At 55.5% G+C, this 12570-nt stretch carries 8 protein-coding genes; 1 reads left to right on the plus strand and 7 read right to left on the minus strand.

The genetic code is table 11. The features are described from left to right. Positions 1-85 precede the first annotated feature (85 nt). The 4 genes from glrR to purL all read right to left on the minus strand — a co-directional run bounded on the left by glrR (position 86) and on the right by purL (position 8172). A complete protein-coding gene (gene glrR / locus AAGQ96_RS15950) occupies positions 86-1420 on the minus strand; it encodes a two-component system response regulator GlrR (RefSeq protein WP_147199220.1) in 1335 nt (444 codons plus the stop codon). Then, positions 1417-2139: a two-component system QseEF-associated lipoprotein QseG gene (qseG, locus tag AAGQ96_RS15955; RefSeq protein WP_342754029.1), complete on the minus strand. Its 723-nt coding sequence runs from the start codon at positions 2137-2139 to the stop codon at positions 1417-1419. The genes glrR and qseG overlap by 4 nt, the downstream gene beginning before the upstream one ends. Further along, positions 2139-3569, minus strand: coding sequence for a HAMP domain-containing sensor histidine kinase (locus AAGQ96_RS15960; RefSeq protein WP_147199223.1), 1431 nt, complete (start codon positions 3567-3569; stop codon positions 2139-2141). The genes qseG and AAGQ96_RS15960 overlap by 1 nt, the downstream gene beginning before the upstream one ends. Before the next feature lie 715 nt (positions 3570-4284). Continuing rightward, positions 4285-8172 (minus strand): phosphoribosylformylglycinamidine synthase, encoded by a 3888-nt coding sequence (gene purL, locus AAGQ96_RS15965; RefSeq protein ID WP_342754030.1) that lies wholly within the window; start codon positions 8170-8172, stop codon positions 4285-4287. A 268-nt stretch (positions 8173-8440) separates the two neighbouring features. Between purL and mltF the strand changes: the two genes are divergently transcribed. Beyond that, entirely contained in the window at positions 8441-9898 is a 1458-nt protein-coding gene (gene mltF, locus AAGQ96_RS15970; protein ID WP_147199227.1) for a membrane-bound lytic murein transglycosylase MltF, read from the plus strand. Between the two features lie 198 nt (positions 9899-10096). Here mltF and tadA read toward each other — a convergent pair whose 3' ends face one another. The 3 genes from tadA to murQ all read right to left on the minus strand — a co-directional run bounded on the left by tadA (position 10097) and on the right by murQ (position 12409). Continuing rightward, positions 10097-10606 carry a tRNA adenosine(34) deaminase TadA gene (tadA, locus tag AAGQ96_RS15975; protein WP_147199229.1) on the minus strand — a complete coding sequence of 170 codons (510 nt, stop codon included), beginning with the start codon at positions 10604-10606 and terminating at the stop codon, positions 10097-10099. A 40-nt stretch (positions 10607-10646) separates the two neighbouring features. Then, positions 10647-11285, minus strand: a complete 639-nt coding sequence (yfhb, locus tag AAGQ96_RS15980) for a phosphatidylglycerophosphatase C (protein WP_147199231.1) — start codon at positions 11283-11285, stop codon at positions 10647-10649. Between the two features lie 224 nt (positions 11286-11509). Continuing rightward, complete coding sequence (murQ, locus tag AAGQ96_RS15985) at positions 11510-12409, minus strand: N-acetylmuramic acid 6-phosphate etherase (RefSeq protein WP_342754031.1); 900 nt, start codon at positions 12407-12409, stop codon at positions 11510-11512. Positions 12410-12570 lie beyond the last annotated feature (161 nt).

A 12570-nucleotide genomic window follows, 5' to 3' on the forward strand; every position in this document is an offset into this window, starting at 1 on the left:
GCCACGGACAGGTTCCGCCGTGCGGGCTGCCTCTTTTTCCTGAGGCTTAAGCTACCATAACCCGATGCCGAAGGCAGTGAAAAAACTATTCTTTAAAATCAGATGCATCCAGCTCGTGGCGCGACAGCAGCTTATAGAATTCTGTGCGGTTGCGCCCGGCCAGACGTGCGGCATGTGTCACGTTGCCTTTGGTCATTTGCAGTAGCTTACGTAAGTAGTTAAGTTCAAACTGGTTTCTGGCTTCCGCAAAGGTCGGCAGCGCGGTATTTTCGCCGACCAGCGCCTGCTCCACCAGTGCTTCGCCAATAACCGGCGCTGAGGTTAACGCAACACACTGCTCAATAACGTTCACCAGCTGACGCACGTTGCCTGGCCAGCTCGCTGCCATTAACCGTTTCATAGCATCGGTCGAGAAGCTGCGCACAAAGGGTTTGTGCCGCTCTGCCGCCTGCTTCAAAAGATGATTCGCCAGCAGGGGAATATCTTCCGCGCGCTCGTGCAGCGCCGGAATTTTCAAACTCACCACGTTTAGGCGATAGTACAGATCCTCACGAAACTCCTGCTTTTCCATGGCTTTAGGCAAATCCCGATGCGTTGCCGACAGGATACGGACGTTAATATCCAAATCGCGATTGCTGCCCAGCGGACGCACCTTGCGCTCCTGTAATACGCGCAGCAGTTTGACCTGTAACGCCTGCGGCATATCGCCGATTTCATCAAGAAACAGCGTTCCGCCTTCTGCTGCCTGAAACAGCCCTTCTCGCTGACTGACCGCGCCGGTAAAGGCGCCTTTGGCATGACCAAAAAGTTCAGATTCCAGCAACTGTTCCGGAAGTGCGCCACAGTTGATGGCGATAAAGGCTTTGCCCGCTCGCGGGCTGGCAGCATGGATTGCCTGTGCGAGGATCTCTTTACCCGTTCCGCTCTGTCCGTTAATTAACACGCTAACGTCAGACTGAGCCACCATCCTTGCCTGTTCGAGCAGGCGCAGCATAATCGGGCTGCGGGTAACGATGCTTTCACGCCACGCATCATCACTGGCTGGCGCACGGTGCGCTAAGGCCTGGTCGATCGCGCTGTAGAGCGCATCGCGGTCAACAGGTTTAGTCAGAAAGCTGAAAACGCCCTGTTGGGTTGCCGCAACGGCCTCCGGGATCGATCCATGCGCAGTAAGAATGATCACCGGCATGCCGGGCGAGATCTTCTGGATCTCAGCAAACAGCGCAAGACCGTCCATTTCATCCATTTTTAAGTCGCTGATGACCAGATCGATTTTTTCACGCTGAAGCAGGCGTAACGCTTCAGGGCCACTTGGGGCCGTGAATACGCTAAATCCCTCGCTGCCGAGGCGCATACCTAACAGTTTGAGCAAGCTGGGATCGTCATCAACCAGCAGAAGATTGGCCGATTTTTTTATCATGGCTGGGTGGTTTCCTCAGAGCTTGTCTGAGCTCCGCTTCCCGCGGCGCTTTTGTCAGAATGATTATTGTCAGCATTATCCGCCGAACGGCGTGTGGAAAGCTGGCGCTCAATATCGGTTAGCGTTTCCAGCTTGCGACGCGTCAGTTTCAGCTCGTTGGTCAGCGCTACCTGCTGCTGGCGCAGGGCATCCAGCTGCGCATCGCTGTTTTGCTGCAAATGATGATAGCGGGTGCGCTCTTCCGACAGCTGAAGCTGCGCAGCCTGGTTATCGCGCCATAGCTGGATCAGCGCTCTTACTGAATCAGGATAAGCCAGGCTGAACGTATCCAGCCGCAGCATGTACTGGCGTCTTTCGACAGGCGTCACGTTTCCATTTGCCATCAGCACGCCCTGCCGGAACGCGCTCTGCCAGTTATCATCAGACCAGCGTCGTGCTTCTGCCCTTGCCTGAGCTGGCGCAAGCCTTGCCGCGCAGTCTGTTGCCCGCAGCCAGTACAGCGCATTAGTAACCGTTTTTTGGTCATCAAGATCCCACAGCCGGTCGCAATCAACTGCCTGATAGTCAATCACTTTTACCTCGGGCACCACCAGCTTTAGCGGTTCACCCGTCACGGTTTTATTCGCTGTCTGGCAGCCAGCCAAAAGCGCCACCACAAAGGTGGCGATGATTGCGTTGCCGAAAACGGTCAGTGCGGCACTAAAAGGAGGCTTTCTCATTATTTGTTCTTTCCGGCAATGGCATTGAGTTCAATTCTGAAACAAACATCGGCCTCTTTACTGGTCACCAGTTGAAGATCGCCCTGTAAACGATGCAGGCAGTCTTTGGCAATGCTAAGCCCCAGTCCGCTCCCCTTCACCGCGCCTTTGCGCTGCTGACTTCCCTGAAAAAAAGGCTCGAAGATCATCGCCTGCTCCGTGATGGGGATTGGCGATCCGCTGTTTGCCACGTCAATAATGACCTTGCGGCCCTGCTGCTGACTGCGGATCCAAATGGTACCGGATTCACGGCCGTAGTGTATCGCATTCGAATAGAGATTATCGATGGCCCGCGCCAGCAGCGTCGCTTCCGCCCGGCAGGCTTTTGCCTCAAGCACGATTTCAGTGCGCATCATTTTTGCCCGGGCAGTCAGGCTGTGGCTGTTAACAATGCCTGCAATCAGCGGCTCAAGCTCTACCGGCTCCAGCGATATCTGGGCTTCCGTCAGTTTGCGATTGTAGTCCAGCAGCTGCTCAATCAGACGCTGTAAGTGGCGGCTGCTTTCATCCAGAATGCTGACCACCTCCTGCTGATCCGAGGTGAGCGGGCCCGCTACTTCATCCGCTAACAGTGCAGTGCCTTCGCGCATGCTGGCAAGCGGCGTTTTCAGTTCGTGTGAGATGTGACGAAGAAATTCATGGCGCTGTGATTCCAGCCAGGCGAGCCGCTCGCTAAGCCATAAAATGCGTTGTCCCAGCGAACGCAGCTCACGCGGGCCTTTCAAAGCCAGATTATGTCCTAACGTACGGCCTTCACCGAGCCGGTTTATCATGCGTTCGACGGCCTTAACCGGCCCAATAATCATGCGCGTAAACAGTACCACCAGCCCCAGACTGAGCAAAAACAGGATCAGCGCCTGCCAGCCGAAATACTGTCCGCGCTCGGCGATTTCACGCTGTAATTGTAAACCGCGCGAGAACACCACTTCTCTGGTCGACTGCACCAGCTGGCCGTTGGCTGTTGAAAATTTCTCAAGGCGGACTGAGGCGCTCTTTACGGGATTACTGTTTTCGCAGGTGATTTTACCGAGCTGAGTCAACGACTGACGGAGTGATTCATAAAGTCGCGAGTCTGGCAGAACGGCGGCGTGCACATCCAACAGCTGAGCATATTTAGTGCGCTGAGTCTGATAGAGATTAGCCAGCATGGGGTCGTCCAGCACGCAGTACTGACGGTAGCTGCGTTCGAGTTCAAGCGCGGTACGGGCCATCGCTTCGCTGCGGCGAACATCGGTTAAGGTTGTGCGATTAGTCTCTGCTGCGCGATCGCTAAGGGCTGACAGGCTTTCCCAGGCTTGCCACGCGAGCACCAGCAGCGGCAGCAGAACCAGCAGAAACGCCATCAGCACCAGCTGACGCAGAGAACGGGGGAATAAACGCCATGTTTTCACGGGACACTCTCAGTTAACGAACTCACCCGATGCTAGCTGAGTGTGGCGAACGAAGAAAGTCCTGATGCAAAAACGAAAAATGGCAGATTTTCATCTGCCATTCGCGCCGTGACGAACTCATTCATCACGGAAAATAGGTGGTGCCTAACTCAACGTTACGCCCGATGCTTGATAAAGACGGAAGTCTGTTATCGGTTTGGTGGGCGGCAGGCACCGTATTGTGCGTCATTCGGGTTGTTATGAAGCGCTTGTCCGCTTGCGCAGGGCTGTCATAACCAGGTGAATGAGCCACTGCGGTAATTATAGCAATATCCATGCCAGATTTAACAGCAAATTTATCATGCTGAATACTATAAGATTTTCTTTAACTGAATAAATGGGGCGTGGCGCAGCTTACCCTCTGGCAAAAAAAGTGTCTCCAATTGGTAACACCACTGCATAAGCCTGCAACAACCTAATAAAATCAGCAATTTATATGTCTCAATTTAGCGACATCTTATTGGCAGCATGTCGTGATTTTGCGACATATCCTCAGATAAAGCTGGAACCGCCCCGTTTTCAACATAAATTTTAGCGTCGTATGCCAGACAACAGGCAAAAAAAACGAACCCGTGAAAGCAGGGTTCGTTATCAACGGCTCGAAACTCAAAGCGAAAGGGGCAAGGGCCAGTAGCGGCCTCAACCCGAAGATTCAGCCGGCAAACTCGTTACAGCCTCAGCCCAGCTGCTTGCGCGCATTGCGGAAAATGCGCATCCACGGGCTGTCTTCGCCCCACTCTGCCGGATGCCAGGAGTTGCTGACGGTGCGGAATACACGCTCCGGGTGCGGCATCATAATGGTGACGCGACCGCTTTCGTTAGTTACCGCAGTGATCCCGTTAGGCGAGCCGTTCGGGTTGGCCGGATACTGCTGAGTGACCTTACCGAAGTTGTCTACAAAGCGCAGGGCAACCAGGCCCTTATGCTCCAGCTGAGCCAGATGCGCTTCATCGCGGACTTCCACAAAGCCTTCGCCGTGTGAAACCGCAATCGGCATCTGCGAGCCGACCATGCCATCCAGTAACAGAGAGGGGCTGGCCGCGACTTCTACCAGGCTGAAACGCGCTTCAAAACGCTCGGACTGGTTACGCACAAAGCGCGGCCAGGCTTCGCTCCCCGGGATCAGCTCACGCAGGTTGGACATCATCTGGCAACCATTACAGACACCCAGCGCCAGCGTTTGCGGGCGATGGAAGAAGGTTTCAAACTCATCCCGCACGCGCTCGTTAAACAGAATGGATTTCGCCCAGCCTTCACCCGCACCCAGCACGTCACCGTATGAGAAGCCGCCACAGGCAACCAGCGTCTGGAAATCTTCCAGACCCCGGCGTCCGGCCAGCAAATCGCTCATGTGCACATCGACCGCGTCAAAACCTGCGCGGTGGAATGCCGCCGCCATTTCAACATGGGAGTTCACGCCCTGCTCACGCAGAACCGCAACTTTCGGACGTGCGCCTGTCGCAATAAACGGTGCGGCGACGTCTTCTTCCGGCTTGAAGGTCAGTTTGACGTTCAGGCCGGGATCGAGATCGTTTTTCTTCGCTTCGTGCTCCTGATCGGCGCAGTCTGGGTTATCGCGCAGGCGCTGCATCTGCCAGGTGGTTTCTGCCCACCAGGTACGCAGCGTGGTACGGCTTTCGCTGTACACCGCAGAGTCACCTGACGTGATAACAAAACGATCGCCCTGAAGCGCGCGGCCGAGGAAATGCACGCAGTCGGCCAGGCCGTTGTCGGCAAATACCTGCTCAACCTGAGCACGGTCAGCCGCTGCAACCTGGATCACCGCGCCCAGTTCTTCGTTGAACAACGCGGCCAGCGCGTCACTGCCCAGCGAAGCGATATCGGCTTCCACGCCGCAGTGACCGGTGAAGGCCATTTCCGCCAGCGTTACCAGCAGGCCGCCATCCGAACGGTCATGGTAAGCCAGCAGTTTACCTGCGGCCACCAGCGACTGCATGGCGTTGAAGAAACCGGCCAGCTGCTGTGCATCACGAACATCGGCAGGTTTGTCGCCTAACTGACGATAAACCTGGGACAGTGCCGTTGCGCCCAGCGCGTTAACGCCTTTACCAAGATCGATCAGCAGCAGCGCATTATCTTCCTGGGTTTGCAGCTGTGGCGTAACGGTACGACGAACGTCTTCTACGCGAGCAAAAGCAGTAATCACCAGCGACAGCGGAGAAGTCATCTCGCGCTGTTCGGTGCCGTGCTGCCAGCGGGTTTTCATCGACATAGAGTCTTTACCCACCGGAATGGTGATGCCCAGCGCCGGACAAAGTTCTTCACCCACCGCTTTTACCGCTTCGTACAAGCCGGCATCTTCACCCGGGTGCCCTGCCGCCGCCATCCAGTTAGCAGAAAGCTTAATGCGCTTCAGCGAGCCAATTTGCGTCGCGGCAATATTGGTAATCGCTTCGCCAACCGCCAGTCGGCCAGAAGCCGCGAAATCCAGCAACGCTACCGGCGCACGTTCGCCCAGCGACATCGCTTCACCGTAGTAGCTGTCCAGGCTGGCAGTGGTCACCGCACAGTTAGCTACCGGGATTTGCCACGGGCCAACCATCTGGTCACGCGCGACCATGCCGGTGACCGAGCGGTCGCCAATGGTGATCAGGAAGGTTTTTTCCGCCACGGAGGGCAGATGCAATACGCGATGCACCGCATCGGCCACGGTAATGCCTTCGCGCACCAGCGGCTCGCCCTGCGCTTTCAGGCTGCTAACGTCACGCGTCATTTTTGGCGTTTTACCCAGCAGCACGTCGAGCGGCATATCAATTGGTTTGTTGTCGAAATGGCTGTCGTCCAGCGACAGGTGCATTTCTTCGGTCGCTTCACCAATGACGGCGAACGGCGCACGTTCACGCTCGCAAAGCTCGGCAAACAGCGCCAGCTTCTCTGGCGCTACAGCCATCACGTAACGTTCCTGAGACTCGTTACACCAGACCTCCAGCGGGCTCATGCCTGGCTCATCGCTGAGGATGTCGCGCAGGTTGAAACGGCCGCCGCGCTCGCCATCGCTGACCAGCTCCGGCATTGCGTTTGACAGGCCGCCTGCGCCTACGTCATGAATAAACAGAATGGGGTTGTCCTGGCCCAGCTGCCAGCAGCGGTCAATCACTTCCTGACAGCGACGTTCCATTTCCGGGTTATCGCGCTGTACGGAAGCAAAATCCAGATCGGCGTCAGACTGGCCGGAAGCCATGGAAGAAGCGGCACCGCCGCCCAGGCCGATATTCATCGCCGGGCCACCAAGTACAATCAGTTTGGCACCAACGGTGATTTCACCTTTCTGCACGTGGTCAGCGCGAATGTTGCCGATGCCGCCGGCCAGCATGATTGGCTTATGATAGCCGCGCAGCTCAACGCCGTTGTGGCTGTTCACCTGCTCCTCATAGGTACGGAAGTAGCCATTCAGCGCCGGACGGCCAAACTCATTGTTAAACGCCGCGCCGCCCAGCGGGCCTTCGGTCATGATGTCCAGCGCGGTGACGATGCGATCGGGTTTGCCGAAATCTTCTTCCCACGGCTGTTCAAAACCAGGAATACGCAGGTTAGAGACCGAGAAACCGACCAGGCCCGCTTTTGGCTTAGCACCGCGACCGGTTGCGCCTTCATCACGAATTTCACCGCCGGAGCCGGTTGCCGCACCTGGCCACGGCGAAATCGCCGTTGGGTGGTTGTGCGTTTCGACCTTCATCAGAATGTGCGTATCTTCCTGGTGGAAGTCGTACTTATTCTGCGTATCCGCATAGAAGCGGCCAACCTGAGAACCTTCCATTACCGCAGCGTTGTCTTTATAAGCAGACAGCACGTGATCCGGGGTCTTCTCGAAGGTATTTTTAATCATTTTGAACAGCGATTTAGGTTGCTGTTCGCCATCGATAATCCAGTCGGCGTTAAAGATTTTATGACGGCAGTGCTCAGAGTTGGCCTGAGCAAACATGTACAGTTCGATATCGTTCGGGTTGCGCCCCAGCTTTTCAAAAGCGGCCAGCAGATAGTCGATTTCATCTTCCGCCAGCGCCAGGCCCAGCTTGCGGTTGGCCTGCTCCAGCGCCACACGGCCTTCGCCTAAGATATCTACGCTGTTCAGCGATGCAGGTTCGTGGTGGGCAAACAGCTGTTCAGCCTGAGACAGCTCGCTGAGTACCACTTCCATCATGCGGTCGTGCAACAATGTGGCCAGCTGCGACCACTGCGTTTCTGTGAGCTGGGGCGCTTTTACATAGAAAGCCAGACCACGTTCCAGGCGCAATACCTGAGGCAGATCGCAATTGTGCGCAATATCAGTGGCTTTAGAGGACCACGGAGAAATCGTACCAGGCCGCGGCGTCACCAGCAGCAGGCGACCTTCCGGGGTATGTTCGGCGAGAGAAGGGCCGTATTTAAGCAGGCGCTGCAAACGGGCTTTTTCATCACCGTTAAGTGGCGCGCTGACATCGGCGAAATGGACGTACTCAGCGTAAATGTCACTCACCGGCAGGTGAGCGTCCTGAAAGCGGGCCAGCAATTTAGTAACACGAAATGCCGACAGAGCGGGCGAACCACGCAGAATTTCCATCATTAAAGATCTCTCGTCAGAGCGCCGGGCGACGCTTCTTTGGGGCGCAACAGGGAAAACGGGCGCTATTATAGAGAATCCCCGCCCGTTACGAAACCGTTTGCGCAGAATTAATCGGAGAAAGGAATTGCCTGAAAAACGCACAATTCCCGATGAATTCAGTTGCGCAGGGCCACCGAGTTGCGCAAAATGCCCCACGCTCAGGATCCATTAAAGACAACCAATACTGCCGATACAGACAGAAACCTGAGAGCACTCGAGAGATAACCATTTGAAACGCCTGAAAATTAATTATCTGTTTATCGGGTTGGTCACCGTGCTGCTCGCGCTGGCGCTGTGGCCGTCGATCCCGTGGTACGGTGGCGGGCAAAACCAGATTGAACAGATAAAATCGCGGGGAGTACTGCGCGTAAGTACCCTGAACTCTCCGCTGACTTACTACACAGTTAATAAAGCGCCGGCCGGTATGGATTACGAGCTGGCGAAGCGCTTCGCCGATTACCTTGGCGTTAAGCTGCAAATTACCGTCCGTCAGAACCTGAGCGAGCTGTTTGACGATCTGGAAGATGACAAAGCTGACGTGCTGGCGGCCGGGCTGATTTATAACAACGACCGGCTGGCGCGTTTTCGCACCGGCCCGACTTACTATTCCGTTTCCCAGCAGCTGGTTTACCGGATGGGCAAGCCTCGTCCGCCAAATCTGGGCGCATTAAAAGGAAGGCTGACCGTCGCTTCCGATTCCGCGTTTGCCTCAACGCTGCGGGATATTAAGCAAAATCAGTATCCGGATCTCGACTGGGCAATTTCAACCGATCAGAGTCCTAATGCGCTGCTGGAAGCGGTGGCCGACGGCAAGCTGGATTATACCGTGGGTGATTCCGTGTCGATTGCGCTGCTACAGCGGATCCATCCGCAGCTGGCGGTGGCGTTCGATATCACTGAAGAAGAGCCGATTACCTGGTATATGCGGCGCGATGACGACGACAGCCTGAATGCGGCCCTGCTGGATTATTTCAATCAAATGGGCGAAGAAGGCGCGATGGCGCGGCTGGACGAAAAATATCTGGGCCATGTTGGCACCTTTGATTACGTTGATACCCGCACTTTCCTGCGAGCGATCGACGATACGTTGCCGAACCTGCGTCCGCTGTTTGAAAAATATGCCCGTGCGATTGACTGGCGCTTACTGGCAGCGATTGCCTGGCAGGAATCGCACTGGAATCCTCAGGCCACCTCGCCGACCGGCGTACGCGGCATGATGATGTTAACCCGTAATACTGCGGAAAGCCTGCAGGTGAGCGACCGAACCGATCCGGAGCAGAGTATTCGTGGCGGCAGCGAGTATCTGGTGCGGATGATGGAGAAAGTTCCGCCAACAATACCGGATGATGAGCGTATCTGGTTCGCGCTCGCCGCTTATAATATGGGCTATGCGCATATGCTGGATGCCCGCCGGCTGACGGAAAAACAGAAGGGAAATCCGGACAGCTGGGCCGATGTGAAGCAGCGCCTGCCGATGTTAAGCCAGAAGCGTTATTACAGCCTGACGACGTATGGCTATGCTCGCGGGCAGGAAGCGTACAATTACGTGGAAAATATTCGTATTTACCAGCTCAGCCTGGTGGGATATTTGCAGGATCAGGAAAGCAAGCTGGCGCAGAAGGCTGCCATGGAAGCCGAATTGGGGAAAGGCTACCCGACGGTCGATCCGTTGGTGGCGCTAAACTGATCGAGGACGCTGGGGTTTCGTATCCCAGACGACCGGAAAGTTTGAAGCACGGGGAACATGGCACGTAAGTAAAGCGTCCCGCGACAGGGACGTCGCGGGCCGAGCTGGCATGGACGCCGCTTTTTGCGTCTTTACGTCGGGCCATGTTCCCTGTGCCTGCGCCATTTTTAAAGACGGCGCTGAAACTCAGCGACTGCTTTAATCGCTTTTCTGCGATTCCGCCCGCAGCCTGTCGCGCAAGGCTTTTTTTTCTGCCCGGCGATGGCGGAAAAAATCGCTGAGCATCGCAGCACACTCCCCAGCTAAAATCCCCTGCTCGATTTTAACCTGATGATTCATACCAGGATGCCGTAATACATCGAGCAACGACCCTGCCGCGCCGGTTTTCTCATCATTAGCCCCAAACACCAGTCGCCCAACGCGACCATGCACCATCGCGCCAGCGCACATCACGCAGGGTTCCAGCGTGACGTAAAGCGTGGTATCCAGCAGCCGGTAATTTTCCAGCACCTTTCCCCCCTGACGCAGCGCCATAATCTCTGCATGAGCAGTAGGATCATGATGGCCGATAGGCCGGTTCCAGCCCTCTCCTATTACCGTTTCGCCCTGCACCAGCACGGCACCAACGGGAACTTCGCCTTCTTCCCAGGCCCGGCGCGCCAGCGTTAATGCATGGCGCATCCAGTATTCATCAATTGTTTCGCTCACCTGAGTCTCCAGCCCAAAAAACGCCGGGCAGTATACCTGTTTACTCAAGCTGTTGCAGTTCACCCTGCGGCGTTACCCGCCAGCGATGCTGGCAAAAGAACAACAACGGGTTGTCCTGCTTGCTGTCGCTGTAGCCACTGTAAAGCTGCAAAGGCGTGCCGATTTGTTCTTCCAGCCTGGCGACCTTTTCATGACCCAAACAGCGCATGGACAGCAAACGACCGCCATAGCCCCTGCTCATCTGGCTGGCAATCAGCTTTACCTTTGGCAGGAACGCCGAATCAAAATAGACCAGTTCGACCAGAGGCTGCGGCGAGCCGGTGATCAGCCAGACATCTGCATCAGAACTGTTGAGATAGTCAGTTAGCCGTTGCTGCACGACCGGAAAAGCAGTCACTCTCTGGCGGAACCACTGTGCAAAAGCTTTTTCACGACGAGCCAGCTTCGACTCACTGTGACCAAAGGTGATCGCCCACAGCAGCAGGCTCATTGGCCAGCGCGCTGCGCGACCTTTCCATAATAGCCCTGCGCCAATGACCGGCAAAAGCGGTGCGACCAGTAACAGATTCAGCGGCTGACGCCACAACAGATAGCGCATAAACGTGCCAAACATATCCTGCTGGTGCAGCGTGCCGTCGAGATCGAAAAACACCACGCGTCGTTCCTGACCAGTTATCAAAATTTCTCCTCTGGGCTTTAACTCCCATCAACCAGCGATAAGGAAAACCGCCATCACCGGCTTACCCACAGCAGAAAGAGGCTGTGCGGCTGCCTGTGACCGGCGCAAGCTCTTAGTGTAGTCAGTAGCGGCTAAGGGATCCGCCAAATCGATTCAGTTCCCAGTTATAACGCGATGTTTTTAACAACAACATGAATTTTTTAGCGATTTTGACGGGTTTAAACTCACGCCTTATCCTGTAAAGCCGCCCGCAAAAAGCCGTTATGCTGTGCGAGCTTCGCTTTTGCCTGCTCTGCGCCAAGGCCGCTTAACACCATCATAATGGCCGTTTTGACTTCAAAGGCCGTTTGTTTAAGCGCGGTTTCCGCCTCACCAGACGAGCAGCCTGTTGCCTGACAAACCATGCGGCAGGCGCGATCGACCAGTTTCACATTGGTTGCCTGCATATCTACCATCAAATTCTGATAAACCTTGCCCGTTTTTACCATCGCGCCCGTAGAGAGCATGTTGAGCACCAGTTTTTGCGCCGTTCCTGACTTCAAACGGGTAGAACCCGTCAATGCTTCCGGCCCGACAACCGGGGAAATGGCAATCTCCGCTTCGCGGGCAATCGGTGAATCCGGATTGCAGGAGATGGCGGCGGTACGGCAACCAAACAGGCGTGCGTGGCGCAATCCGCCAATCACATAGGGCGTGCGCCCCGACGCGGCCAGACCCACTACCATATCGTTAGGGGTCAGACAAAGCGCCTGCAAATCCGCGATGGCCAGCTCTTCACTGTCTTCGGCGCCTTCTACCGCTTTCAAAAGTGCGCCTGGCCCACCGGCAATCAGACCTACAACCAGCCCATGTGGAACACCAAAGGTCGGCGGGCATTCAGAGGCATCTAATATCCCAAGCCTGCCGCTGGTTCCAGCGCCCATATAAATTAGCCTGCCACCTTCTTGCAGCGCCTGAGCCGCAGCATCCACAGCTTTCGCGACTTCCGGTAACGTCTGCCGTACCGCTTCAGCAACCGTGGCATCCTGGTCGTTGAATTTTGTCACCAGCGCAAGCGTGGAAAGGCTGTCGAGATCCATTGTGTCGACGTTTCGCGTTTCTGAAATCAGGGAACCAAGATCCATGCTATTCTCTCTTATGAATTTTTAATTCTTCAACAAAACAAAATTTTGAATATTATATTCTTTCGCCGAGCCAGCTTACCCGATGGCGGTCAATAACACGGCATCAAATCGGGGCCTACCCGCATGCTATTCGGGCTAATGATTGACAGGAGATGTCACAC

Origin of the sequence: Pantoea sp. MBD-2R, assembly GCF_039134845.1 — a bacterium.
In the GTDB taxonomy this organism is placed as follows: domain Bacteria; phylum Pseudomonadota; class Gammaproteobacteria; order Enterobacterales; family Enterobacteriaceae; genus Erwinia.

Excerpts from the sequence above, each read along its gene's own strand:
- glrR (WP_147199220.1), bottom strand. The coding sequence starts at position 1,420 with ATGATAAAAAAATCGGCCAATCTTCTGCTGGTTGATGACGATCCCAGC.
- qseG (WP_342754029.1), bottom strand. The coding sequence starts at position 2,139 with ATGAGAAAGCCTCCTTTTAGTGCCGCACTGACCGTTTTCGGCAACGCA.
- purL (WP_342754030.1), bottom strand. The coding sequence starts at position 8,172 with ATGATGGAAATTCTGCGTGGTTCGCCCGCTCTGTCGGCATTTCGTGTT.
- murQ (WP_342754031.1), bottom strand. The coding sequence starts at position 12,409 with ATGGATCTTGGTTCCCTGATTTCAGAAACGCGAAACGTCGACACAATG.